The following is a 24412-nucleotide window of genomic DNA, read 5'->3' as shown; positions in this document are numbered from 1 at the left end:
GTTATGCTTTGAATAATCCCTTTCATTGTAAAAACCATCTTGATTTCATGGCAATCCAAACAGCTCTATTACCGCGCTCAGATCATCCACCTCAAAATCAGCCTGTTCCTCTTCGCCAAGAGCATCCCAATATTTCCACATCCCTTGCTTCACACGAACAGTCTTCATACCTATTTTCTTAGCAGGTATTATGTCATTATCAACCCTATCTCCGATCATGACAGCATTCTCAGGCTTACAACTAGCTCTTGATAAAGCAAGTTCAAATATTCTCCTGTCCGGCTTCTCTAATCCTTCTTCTGCAGAAGCAATGACAATATCTATGAACTTTAAAACACCATGCTTTTCTAATCTGGCTGCTGTTCCCGGAAGCTGATTAGCAATGACTCCAATTTTATATTTCTTACTCAATCGCTCAAGGCACTCATATGACTCCGGAAACAATTCCTCATCTTCACTTCTCCAGCGAGGTCTTTCTATTCCGTATTCCTGAATCAGTACTCGTTCTCCCTTTTTCTTTTCTTTATAAAGCTGAAGAACCTTATTCTGTATCTCATCAAAAGGTTCATTAACAGCATCAGCAATTTCGTGTAATCTTTGTAAAAATGGCTTTTCCTCGCTTACCAAAGTTGAGCCAACATCAAAAAAGAGCCATTCTATGTTATCCAGCTTCATCACAAATCCTCCATCATCTTAATTGCATCATCAACAGAGATGCAGCTTGCAAATCTTTCCGGCCACATCATATCGTTGTAATACTTGTAGGTAGTTTCTCTATCCATGTAATCATTGTCGAAAGTAGAATTGGTACCTTTCGGAATTATTACCTTGTATCCTCTTTCAAAAGCCGATTTCACAGATGCATCAATGCAAAAGTTCGTCTGCAATCCGACTATCATCAAATCTTTTTCTTTGGATTCTCTGAGATAATTTGCAAGATCATTATTACCAAAGCAGCTGTTTATCGTCTTTATAAAAATCTTCTCATTTTCCTTTGGAGCCACCTGATCAGCTATCTCAAAATCCTTGTCACCAAAAGAAAAGCCTGTTCCAGGGCCATCATCATGCTGAACATAAATAACCTCAACCTTATTCTTCCTTGCAGCATCAATGATATTTGTCACATTCCTTATGAATCCGTCAAAATCATATAGTCTTTCATCGGTGATTCCTTTTTGTACATCTATAACAATAAGCTTCATCGAACACCCTCCAACAAAAACATATTTTTACTATAACAGAAAAAGAGCCATTCAACAGTAATTTATTCTGCTAAATGGCTTTTTAATGCAGTAGTACAGGAAGGTTCCGGGCAAAAGAAAAAGGACAACACTGAAAACCCAGCCTGCTTTGCAATCTCTCCCAATGTCATTCTTTCTTCCATACTGACCTTATAAAAATTTTGTCTGACCCAATGCTAAGGGCTGCCCAAAAGTCGAGGACAATACATCTTCTTAGTTTATCGAAAATCTTGAAAACTTGATAAATTCATATTCCAACCCCATATTTTCTGAATACTTGCGTATTTCTGCCTTTTCATCGTCACACATTTCATCATAGAAAGGCCGGTCCTTGACTTTGTGATATGTGCTGACTTCATCGATTTTCAGCATATCGCCCCATGGGGCAATATATAGTTTACCAAGCTGATATTTTCCGACTTCTTTGTATACTCTCGTTGTATAGCAGTATCCCAATTTGCTTAAATAGTTCTGCACTGATTCATACTCGTGCTCAGGAAATGTCATTTTTTCAAACATATTGTTAAAATTCTTTATCGTAGGAATATGGATTAGCACCACTCTTCCCTGATACTTTTCAAGTAAGTACCAATATGCCTCATTACAAAGGTACTGAGTTGGAGTTTTCGATATGGTACTTCTTATACCAGTTGCTGCCAGACGTTCCGAAATAGTCTTTAGATCAATAACGCTTAAAAGCCTGCTCCTGTCTTTTTCTGCACATTGCTCTATACGAAATGAGTCAGTCAAGTTCTTATCCACTCCAAAGAAATATACCGCATCATAATCTGCCGGAAGCAAATCAATATCTTTCTTAAGCCCGGTAAAAGAATTAGTCAGTAAAATATTATAATGCGATAATGCTTTAACCAACATAGATGATGAATTATTCCGGCCTTTAAAGCCTATATACGCTTCTCCTCTTGTCATATATGCCCCCTATGATAGACTTTGTTCACATGCAATATAGCGTCATCAATCATCTCATTCCCCGCAAGATCGGAATAGTTTAGATAATCTTTAATCATATCAACAGCTTATCCAGTTCACAAAGAAGCTTTGCCTTCATATCCTCAAGTGCATCGTTACTTGGCCTATTTTTGTCTGAATACATCTTCTCGCGCGGATACCACCAAACGGGGCCCTTGCCATTATTGCCATAATCCTCTATATCACCGGCTCTTCTCGGAAACAGATGCCAGTGAATATGTGCCCCTCCTTCACCATTCCCAAGGCATTCGTAGTTCATTTTTCCTGCTCCAAAAGCCTTTTTTACAGCTTCAGCAACAAGTGTCATTTCATATAAATGCTTTGCTCTTGTCTTCTCATCCAAATCAAATAGCTCAACAACATGGTCCTTATAAAGAAAAAGAGTATACCCCTTAAAATGCTGATAATCCCCCATTACTACATATCCAGTCTCAAGCTCTTTTACAAGAAAAGGATTCTTCCCCGCTTTTGTCTCATTAATTCTTTCACAAACGCCACACATTGTAGTCTCTTTGCCCTTTCATAATCAATATTATCAAGTCTTTTTCGATTTATCTTGCATATTAGCTTCTGCCTAGTTCCCTAATTTCTTCCTTAAGATTCCAAAGATATACCTTAGACTTTCTTATCTTCGTAGTTAACTCTCGACTAGCACATCTACTTCATCTTCGGATGGCTCTTCGAATAATGATTTGACCTTATTAAGCAAACCTTCATCAACATAATACGCAGCTTCACCCGATGCATTTCTTTTATTGATTCTTTCCTCCCACACTTCAGGTGAAACCTTAAGATAATGCAGCTCTGCTTTTATATCTCCGTGGGAAGCATAGAATTCTTTGATTCTATCCCTTGTAGCTCTGTTCCAAAGTCCCCAGTCAAGAATTACATTTATTCCAGAATTCAAAATCTGAAGAGATAATTCCAGTAGGTACCTTTCTGCACGCATTACATAAGTATCATGCATATCTCCAGCTCCCTCTGGGAACATAGAGAGCGTTAGATCATCAATAGAGAGAATGACTGCACCGCTCTCGCTCTTAATCCTTTTGGCATATGTGCTTTTCCCACAACAAATTAATCCGCAGGTCATTATTACCTTAGACATATATATTAAATCCCCTTTATCCTTCACATAGCTTTTCTATAATCTTTTGCTGAATATCAGTTGTGATTCCAATCGAAGAAAAATAATCCTGAACAGTTCCATGATTAGCTTCTATCAGCTCCATAAATCTGTACATATTATTCTCATTGGGAATGACGATATTCATGTCCAGATCAGGGAAGTTCTTGTGTATAAGCTCAAAGCGCTCCCTGTCATTCTCCTTGGTCCTCATATAATCGTAGACAATATCGCTTTTCCTTACGCCGCACAGCCACAACAAAAGCGCTGCTACTACGCCGGACCTGTCTTTTCCCGCAGAGCAGTTAAACATAACTCCTGCCTCTGACCCGGCAATTGTCCTGAATACTTCTGCCAGTTTAGGCGCATGCGCTATTTTGAAATAGCTACCCGGAACAGCCTCCACACTTTCAGGAACTCCGCTGCCCTCATCTATGGTAATGTCGTGATAATGGAAGCCTTCCATGTTCGCAAGGCCATGTGGCTTTCTCTCTTTTTCCTCCGCAGATCTCATATCGATAATAGTTGTAATATGGGAATTCTGTAAAAAAGCGATATCCTTCTCGGAATGGTAATTAGCCACATCGCTTCTTATGACTCTGCCATAGCTTGTATAATTCTCTGTACCGTCAATCCTGTATCCGGCCAGATCTCTAGTGTTCAGGGTTGTCTCCAATAATGAATAGGACTTGTTTCCCCAGGCATTGTCGTAGCTCTCTATCATGCCTTCCCCTGTTTCCAGTGCTTTCAGCTCCTTAAGGCACAGCTCCACCGCTTCTGCAATGAACTCATCAGCCATCTCCTTTGTGAAAAAGAATATATCCTCCTCCGGCACAGGAACATAATAATCAGCCATTGACTTCATGAGCCAGGGCACATCAAAAGCACTGAGGCTCGCCAGCTGCTCTTTATCAAAATCAGCAGGAGCTTCAATGTCGTTCTTTAATTCATATTTGGAAATCACATAAGAATTGATTATTGAATAATCCTTGTGAAGCTTCTCAACATTCCCCGGAATCGTGGGATTCCAGTTATATTTATCATAGACAAAATGTCTGTAGCAGATGTCCTGAACAAGGTGAAGATAATAGCCAAGATACAGATTATCGCTCTTCATAAGCTCCCCGTATTCAGCTCTGAAGCGCTCAAAGTCATATACTCTTTTGTTTAATCCCCAAACAGCCTTTTTTTAATGACTGTCCTTTCCCCCTCCCGCGTCCGGAAGGATTGCCCCGAACTTAAGCCTGCTCTCATCCTTGAATTTATATCTCTTAGTCAGTTCTTTTGTAACCGCCAGATGTATTATACTTGATGCCATAAATTCCCCGTCCTCCAACTAACTTTTTTATACTATCCTCAATTTAAGGCGTTTCTGATGTCCCTGGCTATCTTCCAGACATTATCGCCGTAATTACTTACATACACTGAGATCATGTTTTTGTTTGGATTGTACTCCGAGATAAAGCTAACTCCGGGATCGCAGCCCTGAAAGTATGGAATATCCTCTCCGCCATTGCCATCAATGATCCATACTCCGTATCCGTAGTATCCTTCTTCCGGATCATCACATTCTCCGCTATGTTTTTTTAACATAGAAGCTGTCATTTCTGTAGACAGAAGCTTACCTTCAAGCAGACCTTTCCAAAAGTTCGCTATATCCTTTACCGTGATAAATGCTCCTCCGGCACCTGTTCCTTTTGCATCCACACAGAAAATGTTCGTCCTAAGATCCTCCGCACTGTTACACCACACATAGTTAACCGCGCATTTTGCAGGTAACCTGTCCAGTTCATAATACCCTGTGCCCGACATATTACAAGGCTCAAAAACATTTTCTCTTAGATACTCGTCAAAAGGCTGCCTTGTTAACCGCTCAATGATCATTGCAAGAACCACATAGCCGGTATTGTTGTATTGGAACTTAGTTCCCTTAGGATACATCATTGGCTTATCGATGAACAGAGGTAGCAGATCATCATTTTGTCTGATCTTGTAATTCGGATAATCTACCCAGAGCTCCTCGTACTCCTCCATGACCGTCTCATCAAAATAGTCCGGAATCCCAGATGTATGCTGCAATAGCTGCTCCACCGTTATCCCCGGATCAATATCTTTCCAGTCAATCCGAATCAGCTCACCTATTGTGTCCTCGAACCTTAGCTTACCTTTTTCAATCAGCTGCAAAATCCCTACAGCCACGAATACTTTTCCCGCTGAAGCGCTGGCAAACTTAGTATCAATGGTATTGGGCAATTCATTGGCATAATCTCTGCAACCGCCGGCATATTCCAATACCACTTCATCATTCCTGAGTACATATGCAACACCCCTGAAGCTTGGAGCTATCAGTTCTTCATACATCTATTCTGCCTCCTATTCGTCTCTGATCACACGCCATTCCTCTGTAAGCCGCTCTATATTCCAGGCTGCATTAGCGGGGCTCGTTGAGGGAAGACACAGGGCCTTTCTGTTTATCTTTTTCTCAATATATTTCTTATAATATTTCTCAGCAGTTTTACCATTAACATAAATAGCCCGGATTCTGGCATTATCAAGAATCACAGAGAGGTCATTGGCCTTGACATTCTTAATGCTTGAATCGGAGGATCCTTCAATATCGCAGCTTGCTATCACATCCCAAACCGCTATATGGTTCCTAAGTAAAAGAGCTTTCTTCTCTTCGATAGTATCCGGAAGCTCCTCATTGCATACCGTCGCTATCACCTTCCAGAATCTATTCTGTGGATGCCCATAGAAAAACATAGCTTCCCGCGACTTGACTGAAGGAAAACTTCCCAATATCAAAACTCTTGATTCCTTATCAAAAACCGGAGCTATTGGATGTGTGATCATTATTAGCTTCCTCAATCTTTCTCATAGAAAACAATATCCATACAGTCGCTTATCTTATCAATCTTGCCGGTCTGATGGTAGCCAAGTTTCTCATATAGATGAAGGTTGCCCTTCTCTTGTAGTATCGTGTCCAGGCACCAATTATCCGGTCCGTATATCTTCTCTGCCTCAAGGATTGCCTGCTGAGCATATCCTTTATTCCTATGCTCCGACATGATCCATATTGGTGAGATGCGTTTTCTGCTACCGTCTTTTTTATTTACTATGCGGATAGCACCAACCTTTTCATCATCTGCCATGATGAAAAAGTAAGTAGTCCAGGGCTGCTCAAACCTTGCCATCACTTTATCCATGCCTTCCGCAGCCGGACTCAAATCGTAATCATGATATTTCTCCAACAGCCCTGAGAATCCCTCTATCTGCATCTTCCATAGTATTTCAACATCATCTCGTTCTACAGTTTTCAACGTTATACTCATGTGCTGATCCCCCAATCATAGCTTTCCGGCATTATATAATGCCTATGCATTAACTCTGTATCTCTTGTAACATATATCCCGCATATTGCTTAGCAATGTCATATTCATAAGAAACGTCATTAGCATCAGCGTATTCGCTCATGGCCGCTTTAATCAATGAATGATATTCTTCCGGGACATTTTTAATCGCCCATCACAGCTGAGCCATGCAAATAAATGCCGGTAAGATTGTCCTTCAGGATTTCCTGAGATTCCTTAACGAATTTATTTATTACGTTTTCTGTTTCTATCATATTCTGCCTCAAATTTTCAGTCTGTCTATTCAATTCCTGTACCGCTAATTCAAACTAGTTGCAATAATTCCCTAGATATGGCATCAGCGTTCCTATATATTTTTCTGCATATATCCGTGCGCCAAAATGCAAACTCCAGCAAAGCATCCCTGTTTTCTGTTTTTGTAATCAGATATTCCTCATACCCATAGGCACTGCGGAATAGCTGAAAAAGATAAACATAGGGCATAGCTTCCAGATCTCTTTTGGATAGCGGCGCATACTTCATATATTCCATCACATACTGCGCAAAATCCCCGATATCCAAAGCTTCTCCATTACGACAAGCTCCTGCCTGGATATACGACCGCATTATCTCCCATACAGCAGGGAGCTTCGCCGCTGATGCAAAGTCTATTACCGCCTTCACATGATCTTCGGCGCATAATAACTGGCAAGCCGTATAATCTCCATGGCTCGGAGTATATGTAATTTCCTTAAAGAATCTTTTCATATCCTCAATATGACTAAATAGTTCTTTCTTAAATAGAAAATCCTCTTTAATCCTGCTGTAATTTGGATCCGCTTTCTCTTTTTCCAAAGCCTCCAGCAGCCTATCATATTTCTTATTCACCGCATCCACCGAAATACTCTCAGCCCACTTTTCATCAAGGCTCGATTCCATGGGATAATCCTTAAGTACGGAATGTAATATCCCAAGATATTTGGCACTGTCCTTCAAAAGCTTATGTGGCAAATCGTTCAGATATGATTTCCCTTCTAGGTATTCCTGTACACTGATCACATGTCCTTCAAACAAAATGCAGCTATTCCCGTTTATCGTCTTTATAAATCTTGCCGCAGGAAAATCTTTTGAATTCAGATATTCAACAAGTTCTGCCTCTCTCTTTACATCTTGAATAGTGAATTCTTTTTGATATTCTTTGAAAAAATATGCTCCTTCCTCGCAACTAATCTTATAGCAATTTGCAGTTCCCAACGGAAGATGCTGATTCTCAATCAAATGAAAACCATATTCTTGCAACAATAACATCTGCATCTTATCATGATCAAAAATACTTTTTTCTATTGCCATTACAAGTTCGCTCCCATAAAGTATTCTATTATTTTACCGAGACAGACCACTCATCTCCACTGATCAAGTATTGGAATTCCGTAAGATTCTGATCATTGATAACATTTATAAGTTCTTCAAGGTCATCTACCGCATCAATTTCTGCCAGATGGCTGTATTCAACCCATTCCATCTGTCCTTCTACAGAAGAGATAACTTCCCCAGAAAACTCGCATGTCTTAAACAGAAGCACAATGTATCTTCCATTCTCATATTTTCCATCTTGTATCGGAAACTGCTTAATACCCGCGAGCTTTGGATTCTTAATATCCAGCCCTGTCTCCTCTTTCATCTCACGAATAACAGCATCGACAAAGGATTCACCAATTTCCACATGCCCACCTGGCAAAGCGTAGCCTTTCCAATCTTCTTTGATTCTGTTTTGAAGAAGTACTCTGTCGCCGTCCGTAATAAGACATAGTACTGTCAGTTCCACATTTTCTGTTCTTCTCATATATTACTAGATAACAGATATTATCTAAAGTATTTTACAAACATATGTTCTTTATTATATCAAATAAAAAAGAGAAGCACAATACTTGCTTCTCTCTACATTACTGCCGGCGACCGGGATCGAACTTTTAGCAGTCCCCAAAACCCGCAGAGAAAGGGGCTTCGCCGACCACCCCTCTTTTTTGTACCAAATTTGTACCACTTTTATTTCATACAAGTCGGTCCTATTTACTCAATAATATGCTGTCTTTGTATACCCCTGGAAATGAATTTGGAATTATTATCGCATCTGAATTTTTTTCATAAAACAACTTGTTCTTCTCCTCACACCAGCCTATGATTGCATAACCATATCCTTCTTCCTTCATACCATAAAGAGCATATAGCAACAATTCCTTTCCAATATGAGATCTCCGGTATTCATCCGATACTCCGATTGGTCCAAAGAAATTTCTAAAACTTGCATCAAAGCATGAAAAGCCAACAATTCCGTTCTCTTTGTTAACTGCGACATAGGCAGATATGGGGGTGTTTGTCATTGCTTTTTCAAATTCACACGCCCTTCTCTTTTTTTTCATGAGCTGATTATTTCACAGCCCCAACTTTTTCTACATCATTGGGTTTGGCGTTGCCGTTTGGGCTATACCATCCGGCATATCCTTCTGGAATAAATCCTTCATATGTTGAGTAGGAATCACCCAATATCGCCAGAGTCTTCATCTCACCCCTCCGCCATCTTAAGGTAAATATATGCATTCTGATGTGTATTATCCATCTCGATAACTTTCTTGAAGAAACTTACTGCCTCTGACCTCCTGCCAAGTCCAAGATTTGCAAGTCCCATAAGATAATAGCAATGCACTTCATTCTTTCTGGTCATGTCAGCATCGAATACGGACATGTCAGGCATGGATACGGCAAAGTAGTCCATCTTAAAGGTATCTCTAAGGTGCTTCTCACCATAGTCCAGAAGCCTGTAGAATCTTGCATTGGCTCCCATCTGGTCAGAGAGCTTTTCTTTTGCAAGTCCCTGATATAATATCATGTCCGCAGGCTGGTCATAGTAATACATCATTCCTGCAACTTCCATTGCTCCCAGCGTAGCCTTTTCATAGCAATCTTCAGCTTTCTCTTTCTCACCGAGAAGTTCAAAGCTGAGTCCAAGGTTGTAGTAAATATGATTGTCCTTGGTTCCTTCAAGCCTTCCCTCGCCAAGGTTTCCAGGGTAAGAAAGCGCCTCTTCAAGGAGCTCTTTAGCCGCCTTTCCATCACCTTTTGTTAAAAGAGCTTTGGCCCTCTCAACAAGGCTCACCTTAAACTGGGCAGTAATCTTGCCCTCTGCGCCTTCCCAGGTCTGGAAGTTGTGTGACGAAATCTTCTCATAAGCTTCATCATACATTCCAAGGTTATTAAGGAGAGTTACATATTCAGTGTAAAGATCATCTCTCTTTTCAATGAGACCGATATTTTCCTGATATTTCTTCAGTCTCTCTTCCAGTGATACCTGAAGCTTCTGGTAAAGCTGGTCAAGCTCTAAAAATATTCTGGCATCTGTCCTGTCAAGTTCAAAGGCTTTTTCCAGGCACTGCCTTGCCTTTTCCTTATCACCGCGCTTGTTGTAATATGCAATTGACAGGTTCCTGAGCAGTGTCGGGAAGCTATCTCTGATTGCCAGGGCCTCTTCCCATAATTCTATAGCCATATCAAACTGAAGCTTGTCGTAGTACAGACATCCAAGATAATATCTTGCCATTTCATCTGTGTCATCGCTCTTAATAGCGCTTGTAAGAACTGCCACATCCTCAAGCTTGTTGGGGAAGCAGTAGGAAGAATCAGCCTTCTTTCCCTCGGCAAACTCTTCCAAAGCCTTTTTAATAAGCCCCATCTTCTTAAGATATGCCCCGCTGTAGTAATGGATCATGGGCTTATCACCCGGATACATAGAAAGAAGCTTTACTGCCTCTTCATAAAAGCCTGATTCAGCAAGGTCTCTTGAAGCCATCAGGTAAGTCTCATGGAAATCCCTCGTAATATCATGGAATCTCTCAATCAGCTCAGGTGCATCCCCTGAAATGCAAATCAGGGTGAACATTGAGACAAAGTCAAAAGCATCGAGTTTTAAATTCTCACCGATCCACTCTTTAGCCTGTGCTTCTCTTCCAAGTTTCCATAAAATCAGCGCCTTCAGGCCACGGGCTTTGATACTGTGCATATTCTTGACCAGTGACTTCTCAATGAGTTCAAGTGCTTCCTCATACTCGCCTTTTCTTGAAGCTATCGCAGCAAGATAATAGAATGACATTTCCTGAAGCTCGTTGACCCATGTTGCTTTATAAAATGTGTCAAATGCATCATCATATTTCTCCTGGTAGAAAAGAGAAAGACCCAGATTGTAGTATGGCTCAGAATCATATGGGTTTGGATGCATTGAAGTGAGCCTTTTAAGTGCGGCCCTGAAATACTTCTCGGAGAGCTCAAACCTTCCACGGCGCAGCAGCAGAAGTCCATATGCATTATTGATTCTTGTATCGTCGGGATCTCTTTTTAGACCCTCCAGATAATATGGATCAGGAAGCCATGTAGCATGACGGTACTGCTCGATATGCTGGCCTGTAAGATACAGCTCTTCATTTGTTATGATGTCCTGCGGAAACTTTGCGGCCTTTGCAGGCTCTGCAAGCTCCGGTATTCCCTGATCCTTGGCCTGATATGATACCAGTTCTCTTCCTTGTGAGATAACCTTCACTTTAACCTTGTATATGTCAGGGATATCTAGTTCGAGTTCCTTTTCATATATTTCTACCGGTGACAAAACCGTCTCATCAGAGAATATCTCTTTTCCGTCATATTCAACCTTTATCTGGGCTCTGTCGTATTTTGCAGTTGCATAGACGCAAATATGGAGCTTTCCTTCCTCATTTTTTTCAACATTCAATGCAGCGTTTATTGTAGCATTCTTAACCTGGCCTACAGCCTTGTATGGCATGAAATACTGCTTGAATACCTTTTCCTCATAGGGCTTAAGCCATGTGAAGTCAGGCTGATTGTCGCAGTACATACCGGTCATGAGTTCAATGTAAGGACCATCTTCGTCAGTAAGATTCCTGTCCCATGCCTTTCCAAAGTCGCCGCATCCCCATGTCCACTGCTTCTTGCCGGGAGAAACATGATGGTCAGCTACATGGAGCAGTCCCGCCTTCTTCTGATAGTCATAGCCGCCAACGAAGTTATAATCAGACTTCTCTGCCATATATGAAGTAGGAACCGGAATGTTCTTATATCTGGAGATATCAACACCATCGCTGTAATCGTGCTTATAGTACTCTCCTGTCGCTATAGGAAATCTTGAGACAGCTCTCTTACCATGGTCATATACACTGTGTACATCAGGCGGAAAAATTGACTGTGTATAGTCATTTACAGGCACTGCGGGATTTGCCCACCACAGGAATGTCTGCGGAAGCGGTGTTCTGTTATACAGCTGACCTGTTATCTCAATGTATGCCTTGTCAGGGTAAAGAGTAAACTTAGTTATCTCTTTTGTTCCATACATCTGATCCACATCGCCGGTCAAAAGAGACTTGCTTCCATCCTCATTCTCAACGATTTTGTAATCCACAGGACTGTAGGTCGTAGGTCTGTGGTGCTGAGGCCAGTTAAATTCGATTCCTCCGGAAATCCATGGTCCTGTAAGTCCTACTAGCGCCGGCTTGATCACATGGTTGTAATAAACAAAATCATAATTGTTTGTCTTGTCATAGGCTCTCTGAATACGTCCGCCCAGTTCAGGCAGTATCATGACCTTCAGATAATCATTCTCAAGCCACACTGCGTTCCAAACTTTGTCTGTCTTAACCCTGCTTATCTCGTTTGTAGAAGGGTACGGATAAATCTTTCCGGAACTGCCCTGATAAACACGTTTTTCCAAAAACATGGGATTCTTGTCCGCAGCGCCCACCTCATAGGTAGGGATAACGACCTCTTCTCTCCAAATTTTTACTGTTTGCATCTTTTTCTCCTCGTAATAACTATGAAACTTTATTGATTATTATTGCCTTATTTATTTAAATGCTTGTTGAGTTTATCTTACGTGTATTTTCGCAAATTGTAATTAGATAAAACAATCCAATTATATAAGAATCTTGCTCTTGCGCGACAAATAAAAAAAATATATTATCTAGGAAAAGCCACCAATACTCGTTGAAAGGAGCAGTGTAAATGAAAGCAATAGAAGCATTTGTCTCTTCCGGATCAGAACAGTTTTTTCATAATCCGTCGGCAGATACAAAGAATTTATTCTTTTATCCCACCATAGTCGGAAGATATACTTATCTTCCGGGTTACACCAAAAGCCGCAACCGATTTAACAATTTCCTGCTCATGTTCATCGAGGAAGGTTCGCTGGATATCAGCGTTTCGGGAGCCTCACAAAGGGCAACGATTGGAAATGTAGTATGGCTGGACTGCTATCAGCCCCATTCATATTCTTCTGTAAAAGGAGCCAGAGTGCTTTGGATGCACTTTGACGGTCCCGAAGCCAGACGCTATTTTGAATATTTCCACGAAAAACATGAAGGCATTTGTCTTCCGTCAAATCCACTTAGTTTCCATAGTTCCTTTGACAGCATGCTCTCTCTATTTTCACAAAACTCACTGCCTGACGATGCAAGTCTTTCTCTGAACATCATATCGCTGCTACAGGGTCTTTTCGCAGAACAAAGACATGCCGTTGAAAACACCTCTGCTCTGATCAGGCGCGCAAGTTCATATATTGGCGAGCATTTTAACGATGATATCTCGCTTGAATTCCTGTCGGATATGGTTGGCCTTTCTCCGTACTATTTTTCACGTGCATTTAAAAAAGAAACAGGCGTTTCTCCTCATAAGTATCTGATAGAAACGCGAATCTCCTCAGCAAAATTTTATCTTTCCGGCTCCGACAGATCAGTCAGCGATATTGCCCTGTCGGTGGGGTTTAAGGACGAAAGCTCCTTTTGCCTTACTTTCAGGCGCCGCGTAGGACTGACGCCGAAAGCATTTCGTGAAAGATCACGAGATTAACCCTGATGGGGAATATCTCTTTATGTGCCATGGAAGAACCATCAACAATGATACCTTTAATGAACGTCTTAGAAAATACTGTAATGATGCAGGTGTTCCTTACAAGTCCAGCCACAAATTACGTTTCACTGTTGCATCAACATTGAAGGCTGCCGGTGTAGAAACTGCATATTTGCAGAAAACTTTGGGACACTCAAATAGGGCTATGACGGAGCATTATATCAATGAAACAGCGGAAGAGCCTAAGAATATTGAAGATCAGCTCATGAATGCATTAAGCATCTGCTAAATAAATATACACGTTTTATGTATATCATTGTATGCAATTCAAGTCATTCAAATGCTGATATCTTCTGACTTGTACCAAAATTGTACTGATTTGTGCCAAATGTATAAAATAAAGAAAGAGGCTGCAAACTCAGACAAAATCTAAGTTTACAGCCATACACATTACTGCCGGCGACCGGGATCGAACTTTCCTGCGCCTTTCAAATACCGATGGAAAGGAGGCTGGCGGTCTTACTTTAATTTCTGAACCCACTTTTGAACCTACTTTCTGATATGCTTCAAAAGTGCATATTACTATTGTTGCCCCTACATGACACATTGAAAGAAGCACCCATACATAGTTATTAACCATGCAAAGATGCCTCATTTTTTTGTTACAGCAGTTACTTAACCTCCAAGTTATCATAATCAATATTTATATTTTCAGGAATAGACCATTTATGATCAATCATGTAATTAATAAACTCGTCGTCCAACTTTAGATCATAATTCACTCAATATCAACATCCTTAATTATGACACAGCATTCACTTATTTAGCTGATCTGGTGAGAAATCTTTATATCTATACAAAACAGTGCTCTCGCCAGTCTCAAGATTTATCTTTTCTTTCCAAAGGGTAGTAAGCTTTACCTGTCCTTGCGTTCTATCAAATTCAGGGTTAGCCACAAATGACCTACAGTAGTATTCTTCATCAGATTCTTCGACTCTATCAAGATATACAAAGAACTGTCCATTCTCCAACTCCGAAGTCAGAAACAGCTCAGCTTCTATCTTACCACTGCCTTTCATCGATTTTCTGAATCTAAATACTATATTGTCTTCGTCAAATATACGTTCTAGAAGATAAAGATAATCCACTTTGTTCTGAACACATCCGCTTTGGTAAAAATGAGATTTTTTCAGTTCATCTTCAAAGACATCTCCAGCTAAAGCCATGTCAAAGGTTCTATTTCCGCTTTCACTGTGAAGTTTCAAATCACGTAACTGACCAATTCCTTCAAGATGATGAAACTCTTCCTTGGAAAAATGTACCCTGACCTCAAATCCTTTTCCCTTGTAACCAAGACAAAAATAATACTCTATACCAAGCAGATTACTGTATGCATCTGCATTTTTCTTTATCTTATTTACTTCTTCCACATATACCTCCATAATTAAAGCCTCGACTGTGATGTCGAGGCTTTAATTATAAGTGTTTTCTTTTCAGCTTACGCCTAACTGGCTCGCGGTTGTCACACTAAACCCGCCCATAGACTCCATGTATCCCCCTGCCAGTAGGGATTTACACTTCATAGTCAACAGATGCTCTAGTCATCTGCTTGTACCATCATGATACATATTTCCTGAAATAAAGTCAATTATTTAGCTACTATATTTTTCTTAAATTTCTGTGTCTATACTCTACCGCTCAGTTTCAAAATTTCATTTATATCTTTGGATAGAATATCATCTAAATCTGAATTTCTTTGGAAAGGATATTGAGCTGTGTACACAGCTCTCATTATATCTTCATATACTGATTTATATTTATTTACTGCATCTTTGTCATTTATATCCAGTGATTTTATGCTATCACGAATTTTATCAATAAGCTCTTTGTTGGTAGCAATGTCTGTGCTTGCATACTCATTAGTTGATTTTCTTACTTCACTTGGCACATGAACCTCAATGCCAAAATATTTTCCGGATTCAGGATCATCATTAGTCTTAGTTTTCTTATTTGCCAGCATCCTTTCCTGAGTTCTGTTCAGGTTATTATTGTAGTCTTTCATAGCCTTGCTAATAGCTTTGGCCTGATCATCATTAAAGCCTTCGTAAGCACGGTTATCAACAACCTTCTGCGCTACTTCCATCTTTGCATAATCTCTGTAACTGAGATATCCATTCTTTAACTGACTTCCGACACCTGTTATCAAATCTCTTGCTGCAGATAACTCCTCATCATTAAATGAAGCTCCGCCAATTTTATATACACCCTCTGCATTTTTGCTTACCGGTATGTCTTTTTCATATAACGCGCTGACAGGATGATTATTCCAGGAATCTCTTACTTTTTCCAATTCTTCAGCGCCTAAAGCAGAAATAGACAAAGTAGCTGCTGTATCTGAGAAAGCAGTATTTATGTTAGATTTATCACTTAGTTTATCGGCGACAGCGTTCTGTAAGCCACTGCTCTCATCCTTGTTCACAGACTTTGACTGCACCTCGTCACGCTGCAACTTTGCAGCATATATTTCCTGACTAATGTCTTTTACCTGTCTGTTCACTGAAGTTATATTGATTCCTGCCATAATCATCTACCTCCTTGTACATGATTTGTGAATATCACAAGGGTTTCTCTTTTTCCTTTCAGCATCAATCCTTTATCAGATAATACTAATGTCACCAATAGCATCATCTATGTCATGAATAGCGTTTTTCTTATATCTGACTGTCTATAGCACTTCCTTTTACATCACTTGAAAGCAGGCTCAACTTATTGAGAATATTAGTAATCTCAGTATTAACAGCATTCTGCGTATCTTCCATAGATGCACCTTCAGAAATAATAGTTCTCTGGGCTTCCTCTGCTCCCATACTGTCAGCTTCAGCTCGTTCTCTTCTTGCAATAGCCCGTTTGGTATCAGCACTGGTTCTCTGGCTCTCTGCAGCGTGTTCCTTGATATTCTCTATCATTTCCTGCTGCATAGCTTCTTTTTCGAGTTTCTTTGCTTCTTCCTTCTTCTCTTCTTTCTTCTTTTCGGCAGCCTCTTTGGCCTCTTCCTCGCGCTCTTTCTGCTCTTCATCTACATGCTCAACTGCTTCCTGCGTCAAAAGAGCTATAGCCTCTTCGCCCGCTGCTTCCATAATATCTTCAGCCTCATCCTGAGCTTTCAGCATATCCTGTGACTTAGCTCGTTCTCTTTTCATATCTGCATAGCCCTGAACATTTCCCATCTGCTGAGCTTTTGCCCTGTCTATATCAAGTGAATTCTGCTGATTCTTCGCAACATAGTATAAAGCCTGCTGCTGATACTCTGACATTTTGCTTTTTTCTTCATCAGATAAGCCATCCTTGGAATTATTCATCTTAAACGCAAGTTTTGAAAGCTCATTATTCTCTTCGCTGTCCGGATCAATTCCATATGCTTCCTGGAGTTCTTTTAATCTGGCATCATTCTCCATAGTGTTCGCAGTCTTTTCGTTGATCTCGTCCTGAAGGCGCTTTATCTCATCTTTAATAGACTGCATCTGTGCATCCAGCTTCTTCTCTCCACCAAATGCATCGGAAACCACCTTGAGTGCCTGTTTTCTGGCCAGGCCCTGCCTCTGCTGAACAAGACTTTCACCCTTCAGATTGGCACCGGATACTGAGGACATATTGCCACTCTTATGTGCAGTCTTCGCTGCCCCAGTGGTCGACTGGGCATTATTCTGGTTTTGGAAAGGATTTATTTGAACATCCGTGTTCTGTTGTATCCTCATAAAGCACCTCCACTTATGGCAAAACTGATACTATCTTGTATCATGCATAATTATGGTCATCTATATGTATATCGGCAAAAATGATTCTTTATTAAAGCCTGAATAGCTCACTCTTTTTTATCAATATTTGACGGCAGAATTGATGACAGCACATCTGAATAATTGCCCGTGCTCGTATATGTTCCACCCGCTCTTGCTGCAGCATTTGTCATGGACTGCGCCTTATCGTAAACCTTTGATGCAAAAGAATTATAGCCAGTAAATACACTCTTCAAAGTGCTGATATCTGCTTTTTTTAGGGCATCCTCATCCAGCTCAAGCTTATTATCCGCTCCTACAGATATACCTACACGCTCCAGAAGCCTTTCTGTAGATTTTGTCGTCTTGGTCATCCATGCAGCATTTCTGAGGACATCCTTTGTGTTTGAGTTTCCTGCACTCTCAATTGTCTTGTTGTAATTATCAACAAATGACTTTACTGCCTTTGTAATGGAGTCCCAATCATAATCTTCTTTTGTTGTTTCCTCGCCTGTCTTCTCATCTTTTGTCTTTATCTGTTTCTTTTCCCAAAGCGAGTCCTTCATAAGAGCACCCACGGACTTTGCAAGAGTTCCTGCATCACTTCCCATAGATGTAAGTTTTGCTGACGAATCTATTCCTGATGAAGCACTATCAGCCTTCTGCTTGGCATAATAGGCCTTAACAAGTTTCCCATAGAATCCATTCTTTATACTGGCGTAATCTGAGAGGTTTATTCCACCCATGATGCCATTATTATTGCTGTTCCCTGAATTTATACTTAACCCAGCCAGGAACGAACTGACATTTTGGTTATATGCGCTATAATCGTTATCTACGCTATCATAATAGTTGCTCTGTGAATATCCTCTGATTGTTGACATATATCCACCCTCCTTTGCCATTACCTGGAATCCATTCCTTAAATGTGGTAATCAATATGCCTGTATTTTTCAGGCAACATTTTATCAACCTGCATGTTATTTAGTTCTTTTGCCTGTGCTGTTGCAGCGGCATCGGATTCAGCAATTGCTTTATCTGATAACGCCTCAAGATTCTCTTCATTAAGCTCTGCCATGTCCTCTGCCATCTCGGTAAGTTCTTCAATCTGGTCCTCAAGTTCATCCATGACCTCAGAAAGAATGCCTTTATCCTTATCGATACCAGTTGCTTCCTCGATCATTTCCTCACGACGCTCTTCCGGTGTCTTTGGAGCCATCTTCTCAGCTTCTTCAGCAATCTTTTCACCGCGTTCTCTTGCCTCATCCAAAATATGAAACATCTGGGAGTTGTTATATGATGCTTTAGCTGCATCAATCTGGTCATCATACTGCTGGAACATATCGAGCTTTCTCTGGATATCCTCTAGAGAATTAGTTTTCATGTTCTTAAGATTTTCTTTCTGCTTTTCAAAAAACGCAATCTGATTGTCACGTTTAGCCTGTCTTTCCATTCGATCCTGAGTTGCTTTACTCATAGGTCTGTTAAGAAGATTTAATCCTTGCATGTTTATATTCATAGGCGTTCTCCAATATTTTCTGAAGCTCTTCAAGCTGCTCCACCGTGAGAGTAACGTGCTTTTCTTTGATAGGACTTGGATCTAATAGTTCCCTAAAAAATGTTTTAAGACCATCTGCCATAACCACCAGCCCCCTTCTTATGATCAAACCACCTGTTCATTAGAGTTGAGCAGAGCACTTAGCGAAGTTCTTTTGAGCTTAGTGCGAGCCATGCAAGTTCACTTAGCGAGGTTCTTACGAGCTTAGTGAAGCTTGCTGATAATAATCCTCAAACAGCTTATTGGCTGCATTCATAGTCTCTTTGCATATAGCCGGAAGTTCACGTCCCCAGGTCTTAGTAGCCTGCTTGAATCCCTTTTCCATGGCTTTCTGCATCTCTTTCATCTTGTCGACATCATCTCCGGCAAGGGCTGCAGCAAAATCAAACAGTCTCTGGGATGTCTGCTTTACACCGTAGTATCCGTCTTCAGAAATATCTTTCTGTGCCTGCGCTCTTGTAGCCGCATCAACCTTGATATTTCCACCAGCAAGCTGTTGCCACATGCTGTTTCCTGTAGCCTTGCCATATGCACCTACCTGTCCCTGCAGAGTTTTCTGAACTATAGCCATCAGCTGGTTTCTCTGTTGTTCCTCTGCTGCTTTCATCTGCTGTACAATAGCTTCTCTGTCAGTAGCTGATTTCTTATAGATTGCCTTGGAATCATCTTCCTTACTGCTCTTTTCTATGGCTGTCTTCTCATATACAGCGCCCTGCTGGTTTACCGCAGATTCCTTCTTTTCATCTTTCTCATCGTTCTTTGCCCAGCTAGGCTCAACATTATTAACGCCTGCATAGTTGTAGTTCCCATAGTTTGTGTTAATCCCGATACTCATAATGTAATACCACCTCCGTTTCACTTCGGATACAGTCTTACTAAGCTCGCTTTGCTCGCTAAGTGCGACTAGCATCCTTTTATTAACATCTGTTAGCAGTATCTGTAAAAAAATAGTTTAAACTGTGGCATCAAATGATCCACCTGTTTCCACCGGCATACTTTGCGATGATGTGGTGGTTACTGGCATATCCAGTCCTCCAAGTGACAACGATACTCCGCTGTCAAATCCTCCAGCAAATGAGGCTTTCCTAGCGTTTTCTTTTTCTGACTGTAACCTGTCAAACAACGCTTTCAGATATTTTAGGTCAGCTTTCAGAATGTCTCTTGCCTCATCTGATCTGTGTTTTACCTTAAGCTGCTCTAGATCTTCCGGTGTCATAGATCCGGAAAGGGCTTCTGCCATCTCATCCAGATCCTCATCTAGCTCAGCTGTTTCTTCTGCCATCTCCATCATATCCTCAGCAGCCATCTCCAGCTTTTCCATAAGAGCTTCAAATTCTTCCTGTTCCAGCTCTTTAATTTCTTCCTCAGAAGCCTCTTCATCAATGGTTTCTTCCGGCTCAAGCGGCATTTCTTCTTCACTTTCAATGCCTCTTTCTGCCCGTTCTTCCGTCTTCAGATTCTTCTTTTTCTTGTCACAGGCACGCTGGACCATTTCCGCATGAAGTATAGCCCTTAGGATTTCTTCTTCATCATAGTCACCGTTCTTTAGCTGCTTACGCAAAAGACCTATCTTCATCCTTATGCTCGTTGATACCTGTGCTGCTTTTCCTGAAGTCTTAGCAGCAAGCACCTGTGACGAGACCTGTTTGAAACTGTAAAGAGCTGCCTTTTTCTTTTTTCCGGTCTGTTTTGTCGGTTTACAGATTCCTATGGTTCCAACATGATTGCCATAAGCATCATATAGTTTTTTCCTGTAATGCGTTGTATTTCCGCTTACATTTATTTCCCATCCGCCATTCACAGCATTATCACCTCCTATTCGCAGCAAGCTGCTCATAGGATTCGGAGCAATAATGAAATTTTCTTCGAAAAGATTGCTCCTCACTCCTGAATCATATTCTCACGAAATGTGCAGTAAATGCACATCTCTGTTGCTCACACATTATTTTGTCATAGTAACATGATAATGCGGTCCCAAATATCCATATCAGTATGATTATCCAGCTTTATAATTCCATCATGTATTTCTTTTGCATTTATCTCTGCCCATCCACCACCGCCGCCGATTCCGGGGATCTTATAGTAGCCGCCTGATGAAATGTGAAACCATTCATCTGTTCCTTTTGCCTCAGGATATTGCTCTAACAGAGCCTTTCCATCCACGTAAATATAATCATCATCAAAATCTACTACGATTGATCTTTCCACATCTGTATAGATTTTCTGTACATTTCCTGTATAACAAATGCCACTTATCATTCCCAAATCATTGGTCCTATTATATGAATTGGTTTTAATGATTCCTACTGAAGCTACAACCAGAATCACTAATGCAACTGCACTAATAGATAGAATCTTTAGATTATAGGCTTTTCTGGCAACGATCCTTTCCAATCTTTTTTTCAGAATCTTATAGCTGTCATCCCACGCAAAAGACATTCCTCCCTCACAACCGAGCTTTTTCCTTGTCTGCATCATATTCCTGGCACATCCTAAGATTGTCTCGCCATAATCACATGCATCAATTCCGCTTCTCTGGATTGTAACTGTGTCGCAGATGTCCTCAAGGTCTCTTTTCATATATCCTACGCAAAGATGCATGAACAGATTAGGCCACAGCATAACTCGCAGAATATCATATGCAAGGAGTATCCAAAGATGTCCGAGCATAATGTGCGTCTCTTCATGCTTTATGACAACCCCGGCTTCATCTGATGAAATGCTTTCAGGGATAACAATTACAGGTCTTATGCATCCAGTGCAGAAAGATGACAGCTCGCCAGGGAACACCTTGATAACATATTTTGATCTATACTCTGCTGAGTCATAAAGACGGTTTACTGAACCTGAAAGCTTTTTCCTTCTCCACCAAAATTTGAATCCCAATGCCAATATTACAATTATGTAAAGAACTCCTATCCATGTGTGCCCTACACATAGATCATGCCACCAGAGCATCAGATATAAACCGGCCTTAGTCTCATAGTAAACATGAAGCTTCCCGCAAAAAATAACAGGAATCAATAGACACCACAAAGCAGCCTTTCCAAAAACGCTCTTAGAAAACAACGTGCTTCGCAGAATCATAATGATTCCCAAAACCAAAATCGATATGATTGCACAAAAACCAAGTATGGTCGCGAAATAGACACATACAAATTCTAAAAATCCATATAGCTTATTAAAGAATAACAGCATTCCCTGCATAACTGCTCCTTTGCTCATCCGTGAGACTCATTTATATCTATTCAGTTCCTTCATAGATATTCGCGTGCCTATCAGATTTGCCTTCGGCAAAGAGGCACGCTCACTTTCGTATCATTTTCTCACGCCCTCATCAGCATGTGATTCGGGCTGGCCTCTGCAATTATTATCTTTTTTCTTTAGCCTTAGCTATTAGGTTTTCCAGTTTCCTTATCTGTTCTTCAGATAGATTTTCTTTATCTAATACTGCAAATGCAGCGGAAAGCCTGTTACCTTCAAAATAGCTTTCTACAAAAGCACTGCTCTTTGCCCTTTGACACTCCTCTCTTCCTCTTGCAGCTGTATAGTGATAAACCCTACTGTCATCAGGATCCACGGTATATGTAAGCATTCCTTTTTTGCAAAGTCTGTTTATCAGGACTCTTACCATTCTCTGTGTCATCTTGGAAGACTTCGGAAGTCTATCTGTTATCTCAGCAGATGTAAGGTCATGGCCGCATCTCCACAGCACCTCCATGATCATCCATTCGCTTTCACTTGGAAGCATCTCTTCTCTTGGCATAATGTACCTCCCGCATGTGCTTAATCAGATTATTTCTCTATTTATAGGATAACACATGAAATAACAAGCATTAATTATAAACGCAAATTAATAAACATTTAAGAATTTAAGTCTTTATATCCACGCTATGACTAACTGAAATGCTTGCTGATACTTCTGAAGGAGTTGTGGGCGCTACTCTCTCATCGATATGAGGAACACTGGTATTATACGTTGATGCTGACTTTGTTTTAACTTCTACACCGGCAACAGTAATCTGTTTTTCTTCTCCTTCACCAGGAATCTGAACATTGTCGGAAACCTTTTCAGCAATCTGTTCCTGAAACTGCTCGGCCTGCTCTCTTCTTTCAGCACGTTTCTTCTCGAGCTGCTTTTCAATACGTTCATTCTGTTTTTGCTCCTCAGCATCTGCTTTGGTTGCTTCGTTCATATTGCTGTTAAGCTCAGATAGCTGTGACATTTCCTGCTGGCCTATTTCAGTAGCTTTTTTCTGTATGTGCTCCAGTTCTTCTTGCTTTTTGGTAACATCTCCACCTCTACCAGAATCCAGCTTGATTTCTGCTTCCAGTACTCCGGCTTTTCCGTCCATCTGTGACTTTATTGCATGCTGAGCCTTAACCTGTTTCATGGAACTGCTGGCAGATATAAGTGATCTTGTCATTACATTTGATAAAGCCATTTGTCTACCTCCGTGTATTATGCTTCTATCCTTAAAGTTCCTAAAAATATGTATAGTTATCCTTACAACTTATTTATCGGATAACAACCGTTAATAGTTAATAGTTGTTATCTTTTTTTATTATTCTAAGTACAATGCTCTTATCTTTAGCACGTTAATATTTGTAATATTTACTGGATTGGTCCAAATTTGACACACTTTGGTCCAGAATGTATAAAAAAGAAGAAGGCCGCAACCCCAGATAATATCTAGGTTTGCGACCACTACAAAATGCCGGCGACCGGGATTGAACTTTTGTGACATCTCAGAACCCGCATGGAAAGGAGCCTTGCGGACTCACCTTCTTTTTGGGTCCATTTTCTGACCCACTTTCGTATGATAAAGGATATTCATATTTATTGAATAACAAACAATATTTACAGCAGCGATATCAATCTTTAAAACATATCTGTATCTTTGATTATCCAAAAGTAAGCTCCAATAGTTCAAGCGCTGCTTCTTTACTCTTAACTCGAATCAGATTGTCATCAGGCTTAGCTCTGGATAGTAGATTCATACTTCCGTACCACACAATCTCATTGTCAATGATTGCATAGTGTTCATGCATGTGATCCTGTATTCTGACGTTTACTCCGTTGTCCTTTAATAACTGCACAATGCCTTTGGTATCTTTAATCCTTTCCTCCGGATATCCTTCTGGGTTAAGGGTGACAACAGTTATTCTGATCCCATCTTCCTGTTTTTTCTTTACAAGCCTAATAAAAGATTCAACTTTAGAATGATTTAAGCCTGGACTTGAAATAACAATTTCCTTATTTGCTTCCAAAAGATCCTTCTCATAAACACTTTCATATGAATCCATGTCAAAGATAGAATTTGCATCCTGCTTGTCTATAATCGCATTATTCCAAATTTCATACCCTATCTTCTTATAAGCTCTAAGGCGCTTGTGGTACATTTTTTCAAGAACTCGGATATGCGAATCTACGTAATCATATATTATTACTTCCGTCTTTGTCTTATAAT

30 protein-coding genes are annotated in these 24412 nt (G+C 40.4%); 2 read left to right on the top strand and 28 right to left on the bottom strand.

The genetic code is table 11. The features are described 5' to 3' along the window. Positions 1-45: 45 nt before the first annotated feature. From BM086_RS14770 to BM086_RS14710, 16 genes are all read right to left on the bottom strand, one after another. Positions 46-675: an HAD family hydrolase gene (locus BM086_RS14770; RefSeq protein WP_092328243.1), complete on the bottom strand. Its 630-nt coding sequence runs from the start codon at positions 673-675 to the stop codon at positions 46-48. Then, entirely contained in the window at positions 675-1202 is a 528-nt protein-coding gene (locus BM086_RS14765) for a cysteine hydrolase family protein (RefSeq protein ID WP_092328240.1), read from the bottom strand. Before BM086_RS14765 ends, BM086_RS14770 begins: the two co-directional genes overlap by 1 nt. Positions 1203-1454: 252 nt before the next feature. Then, a complete protein-coding gene (locus BM086_RS21470) occupies positions 1455-2171 on the bottom strand; it encodes a hypothetical protein (RefSeq protein ID WP_242952230.1) in 717 nt (238 codons plus the stop codon). Positions 2172-2265: 94 nt separating this feature from the next. Then, positions 2266-2733, bottom strand: coding sequence for an HIT family protein (locus BM086_RS14755; RefSeq protein ID WP_092328238.1), 468 nt, complete (start codon positions 2731-2733; stop codon positions 2266-2268). Between the two features lie 135 nt (positions 2734-2868). Then, complete coding sequence (locus BM086_RS14750; RefSeq protein ID WP_074889447.1) at positions 2869-3339, bottom strand: AAA family ATPase; 471 nt, start codon at positions 3337-3339, stop codon at positions 2869-2871. Positions 3340-3355: 16 nt separating this feature from the next. Next, positions 3356-4474, bottom strand: coding sequence for a tyrosine-protein phosphatase (locus BM086_RS20600; RefSeq protein WP_141107759.1), 1119 nt, complete (start codon positions 4472-4474; stop codon positions 3356-3358). 72 nt (positions 4475-4546) lie between these two features. After that, a complete protein-coding gene (locus BM086_RS21680) occupies positions 4547-4675 on the bottom strand; it encodes a hypothetical protein (protein ID WP_255367843.1) in 129 nt (42 codons plus the stop codon). A 38-nt stretch (positions 4676-4713) separates the two neighbouring features. Beyond that, positions 4714-5718 (bottom strand): serine hydrolase domain-containing protein, encoded by a 1005-nt coding sequence (locus BM086_RS14740; protein ID WP_092328236.1) that lies wholly within the window; start codon positions 5716-5718, stop codon positions 4714-4716. A gap of 12 nt (positions 5719-5730) precedes the next feature. Then, on the bottom strand, positions 5731-6210 hold the full coding sequence (locus BM086_RS14735; protein WP_092328234.1) for a DNA-deoxyinosine glycosylase: 480 nt from the start codon (positions 6208-6210) through the stop codon (positions 5731-5733). A gap of 11 nt (positions 6211-6221) precedes the next feature. Continuing rightward, positions 6222-6689 carry a GNAT family N-acetyltransferase gene (locus tag BM086_RS14730; RefSeq protein WP_092328232.1) on the bottom strand — a complete coding sequence of 156 codons (468 nt, stop codon included), beginning with the start codon at positions 6687-6689 and terminating at the stop codon, positions 6222-6224. A 49-nt stretch (positions 6690-6738) separates the two neighbouring features. Further along, positions 6739-6831, bottom strand: coding sequence for a hypothetical protein (locus BM086_RS22110; protein ID WP_442857344.1), 93 nt, complete (start codon positions 6829-6831; stop codon positions 6739-6741). 200 nt (positions 6832-7031) lie between these two features. Next, positions 7032-8057: a phosphotransferase gene (locus tag BM086_RS14725; RefSeq protein ID WP_092328229.1), complete on the bottom strand. Its 1026-nt coding sequence runs from the start codon at positions 8055-8057 to the stop codon at positions 7032-7034. Between the two features lie 28 nt (positions 8058-8085). Then, complete coding sequence (locus BM086_RS14720) at positions 8086-8532, bottom strand: 8-oxo-dGTP diphosphatase (protein WP_330391612.1); 447 nt, start codon at positions 8530-8532, stop codon at positions 8086-8088. A gap of 241 nt (positions 8533-8773) precedes the next feature. Further along, positions 8774-9127 carry a GNAT family N-acetyltransferase gene (locus BM086_RS14715; protein ID WP_092328223.1) on the bottom strand — a complete coding sequence of 118 codons (354 nt, stop codon included), beginning with the start codon at positions 9125-9127 and terminating at the stop codon, positions 8774-8776. Positions 9128-9134: 7 nt separating this feature from the next. After that, a complete protein-coding gene (locus tag BM086_RS21465) occupies positions 9135-9269 on the bottom strand; it encodes an SGNH/GDSL hydrolase family protein (protein WP_242952229.1) in 135 nt (44 codons plus the stop codon). Between the two features lies 1 nt (position 9270). Further along, the gene (locus BM086_RS14710; protein ID WP_092328220.1) at positions 9271-12558 is read right to left on the bottom strand and encodes a DUF5107 domain-containing protein; all 3288 of its coding nucleotides are present in this window, start codon (positions 12556-12558) and stop codon (positions 9271-9273) included. A gap of 209 nt (positions 12559-12767) precedes the next feature. On the opposite strand from BM086_RS14710, the gene BM086_RS14705 reads away from it, so the two are divergent. Then, positions 12768-13610 (top strand): AraC family transcriptional regulator, encoded by an 843-nt coding sequence (locus BM086_RS14705; protein WP_092328217.1) that lies wholly within the window; start codon positions 12768-12770, stop codon positions 13608-13610. Positions 13611-13632: 22 nt separating this feature from the next. Continuing rightward, the gene (locus tag BM086_RS14700) at positions 13633-13899 is read left to right on the top strand and encodes a tyrosine-type recombinase/integrase (protein WP_092328214.1); all 267 of its coding nucleotides are present in this window, start codon (positions 13633-13635) and stop codon (positions 13897-13899) included. Positions 13900-14425: 526 nt separating this feature from the next. Here the strand turns inward: BM086_RS14700 and BM086_RS14690 are convergent. The 12 genes from BM086_RS14690 to BM086_RS14640 all read right to left on the bottom strand — a co-directional run. Next, complete coding sequence (locus tag BM086_RS14690) at positions 14426-15040, bottom strand: PBECR4 domain-containing protein (RefSeq protein WP_141107758.1); 615 nt, start codon at positions 15038-15040, stop codon at positions 14426-14428. A 254-nt stretch (positions 15041-15294) separates the two neighbouring features. Beyond that, entirely contained in the window at positions 15295-16191 is an 897-nt protein-coding gene (locus tag BM086_RS14685) for a hypothetical protein (RefSeq protein WP_092328205.1), read from the bottom strand. A 130-nt stretch (positions 16192-16321) separates the two neighbouring features. After that, positions 16322-17365 carry a hypothetical protein gene (locus BM086_RS14680; protein ID WP_092328202.1) on the bottom strand — a complete coding sequence of 348 codons (1044 nt, stop codon included), beginning with the start codon at positions 17363-17365 and terminating at the stop codon, positions 16322-16324. 107 nt (positions 17366-17472) lie between these two features. Continuing rightward, positions 17473-18267 carry a hypothetical protein gene (locus BM086_RS14675; protein WP_242952228.1) on the bottom strand — a complete coding sequence of 265 codons (795 nt, stop codon included), beginning with the start codon at positions 18265-18267 and terminating at the stop codon, positions 17473-17475. A gap of 38 nt (positions 18268-18305) precedes the next feature. Then, on the bottom strand, positions 18306-18902 hold the full coding sequence (locus BM086_RS14670) for a hypothetical protein (protein WP_092328197.1): 597 nt from the start codon (positions 18900-18902) through the stop codon (positions 18306-18308). Next, positions 18868-19023: a hypothetical protein gene (locus BM086_RS21040; protein WP_175560299.1), complete on the bottom strand. Its 156-nt coding sequence runs from the start codon at positions 19021-19023 to the stop codon at positions 18868-18870. The genes BM086_RS14670 and BM086_RS21040 overlap by 35 nt, the downstream gene beginning before the upstream one ends. 114 nt (positions 19024-19137) lie before the next feature. Continuing rightward, complete coding sequence (locus BM086_RS14665; protein ID WP_092328195.1) at positions 19138-19776, bottom strand: hypothetical protein; 639 nt, start codon at positions 19774-19776, stop codon at positions 19138-19140. Between the two features lie 117 nt (positions 19777-19893). Next, positions 19894-20742, bottom strand: coding sequence for a hypothetical protein (locus BM086_RS14660; RefSeq protein WP_092328192.1), 849 nt, complete (start codon positions 20740-20742; stop codon positions 19894-19896). A gap of 149 nt (positions 20743-20891) precedes the next feature. Further along, positions 20892-22166 (bottom strand): M56 family metallopeptidase, encoded by a 1275-nt coding sequence (locus BM086_RS14655; protein ID WP_092328189.1) that lies wholly within the window; start codon positions 22164-22166, stop codon positions 20892-20894. A 145-nt stretch (positions 22167-22311) separates the two neighbouring features. Continuing rightward, the gene (locus BM086_RS14650) at positions 22312-22707 is read right to left on the bottom strand and encodes a BlaI/MecI/CopY family transcriptional regulator (protein ID WP_092328186.1); all 396 of its coding nucleotides are present in this window, start codon (positions 22705-22707) and stop codon (positions 22312-22314) included. Between the two features lie 106 nt (positions 22708-22813). Beyond that, positions 22814-23386, bottom strand: coding sequence for a hypothetical protein (locus BM086_RS14645; protein WP_092328183.1), 573 nt, complete (start codon positions 23384-23386; stop codon positions 22814-22816). Between the two features lie 460 nt (positions 23387-23846). Beyond that, on the bottom strand, positions 23847-24412 hold a 566-nt coding region (locus tag BM086_RS14640), incomplete at its 5' end, for a phospholipase D-like domain-containing protein (RefSeq protein WP_242952227.1).

This window comes from Butyrivibrio sp. YAB3001 (assembly GCF_900112195.1).
Classification (GTDB): Bacteria; Bacillota; Clostridia; order Lachnospirales; family Lachnospiraceae; genus Butyrivibrio.
Note: the sequence above shows the minus strand (reverse complement) of the source record. Positions and strands in the feature narration are given on the sequence as shown.

Bases quoted from the DNA above. Each gene is read 5' to 3' on its own strand.
- BM086_RS14770 (WP_092328243.1), bottom strand. From the start codon at position 675: ATGAAGCTGGATAACATAGAATGGCTCTTTTTTGATGTTGGCTCAACT.
- BM086_RS14765 (WP_092328240.1), bottom strand. From the start codon at position 1,202: ATGAAGCTTATTGTTATAGATGTACAAAAAGGAATCACCGATGAAAGA.
- BM086_RS21470 (WP_242952230.1), bottom strand. From the start codon at position 2,171: ATGACAAGAGGAGAAGCGTATATAGGCTTTAAAGGCCGGAATAATTCA.
- BM086_RS14755 (WP_092328238.1), bottom strand. From the start codon at position 2,733: ATGTGTGGCGTTTGTGAAAGAATTAATGAGACAAAAGCGGGGAAGAAT.
- BM086_RS14750 (WP_074889447.1), bottom strand. From the start codon at position 3,339: ATGTCTAAGGTAATAATGACCTGCGGATTAATTTGTTGTGGGAAAAGC.
- BM086_RS20600 (WP_141107759.1), bottom strand. From the start codon at position 4,474: ATGAAGAGCGATAATCTGTATCTTGGCTATTATCTTCACCTTGTTCAG.
- BM086_RS21680 (WP_255367843.1), bottom strand. From the start codon at position 4,675: ATGGCATCAAGTATAATACATCTGGCGGTTACAAAAGAACTGACTAAG.
- BM086_RS14740 (WP_092328236.1), bottom strand. From the start codon at position 5,718: ATGTATGAAGAACTGATAGCTCCAAGCTTCAGGGGTGTTGCATATGTA.
- BM086_RS14735 (WP_092328234.1), bottom strand. From the start codon at position 6,210: ATGATCACACATCCAATAGCTCCGGTTTTTGATAAGGAATCAAGAGTT.
- BM086_RS14730 (WP_092328232.1), bottom strand. From the start codon at position 6,689: ATGAGTATAACGTTGAAAACTGTAGAACGAGATGATGTTGAAATACTA.
- BM086_RS22110 (WP_442857344.1), bottom strand. From the start codon at position 6,831: ATGAGCGAATACGCTGATGCTAATGACGTTTCTTATGAATATGACATT.
- BM086_RS14725 (WP_092328229.1), bottom strand. From the start codon at position 8,057: ATGGCAATAGAAAAAAGTATTTTTGATCATGATAAGATGCAGATGTTA.
- BM086_RS14715 (WP_092328223.1), bottom strand. From the start codon at position 9,127: ATGAAAAAAAAGAGAAGGGCGTGTGAATTTGAAAAAGCAATGACAAAC.
- BM086_RS21465 (WP_242952229.1), bottom strand. From the start codon at position 9,269: ATGAAGACTCTGGCGATATTGGGTGATTCCTACTCAACATATGAAGGA.
- BM086_RS14710 (WP_092328220.1), bottom strand. From the start codon at position 12,558: ATGCAAACAGTAAAAATTTGGAGAGAAGAGGTCGTTATCCCTACCTAT.
- BM086_RS14705 (WP_092328217.1), top strand. From the start codon at position 12,768: ATGAAAGCAATAGAAGCATTTGTCTCTTCCGGATCAGAACAGTTTTTT.
- BM086_RS14700 (WP_092328214.1), top strand. From the start codon at position 13,633: ATGTGCCATGGAAGAACCATCAACAATGATACCTTTAATGAACGTCTT.
- BM086_RS14685 (WP_092328205.1), bottom strand. From the start codon at position 16,191: ATGGCAGGAATCAATATAACTTCAGTGAACAGACAGGTAAAAGACATT.
- BM086_RS14680 (WP_092328202.1), bottom strand. From the start codon at position 17,365: ATGAGGATACAACAGAACACGGATGTTCAAATAAATCCTTTCCAAAAC.
- BM086_RS14675 (WP_242952228.1), bottom strand. From the start codon at position 18,267: ATGTCAACAATCAGAGGATATTCACAGAGCAACTATTATGATAGCGTA.
- BM086_RS14670 (WP_092328197.1), bottom strand. From the start codon at position 18,902: ATGAATATAAACATGCAAGGATTAAATCTTCTTAACAGACCTATGAGT.
- BM086_RS21040 (WP_175560299.1), bottom strand. From the start codon at position 19,023: ATGGCAGATGGTCTTAAAACATTTTTTAGGGAACTATTAGATCCAAGT.
- BM086_RS14665 (WP_092328195.1), bottom strand. From the start codon at position 19,776: ATGAGTATCGGGATTAACACAAACTATGGGAACTACAACTATGCAGGC.
- BM086_RS14655 (WP_092328189.1), bottom strand. From the start codon at position 22,166: ATGAGCAAAGGAGCAGTTATGCAGGGAATGCTGTTATTCTTTAATAAG.
- BM086_RS14650 (WP_092328186.1), bottom strand. From the start codon at position 22,707: ATGCCAAGAGAAGAGATGCTTCCAAGTGAAAGCGAATGGATGATCATG.
- BM086_RS14645 (WP_092328183.1), bottom strand. From the start codon at position 23,386: ATGGCTTTATCAAATGTAATGACAAGATCACTTATATCTGCCAGCAGT.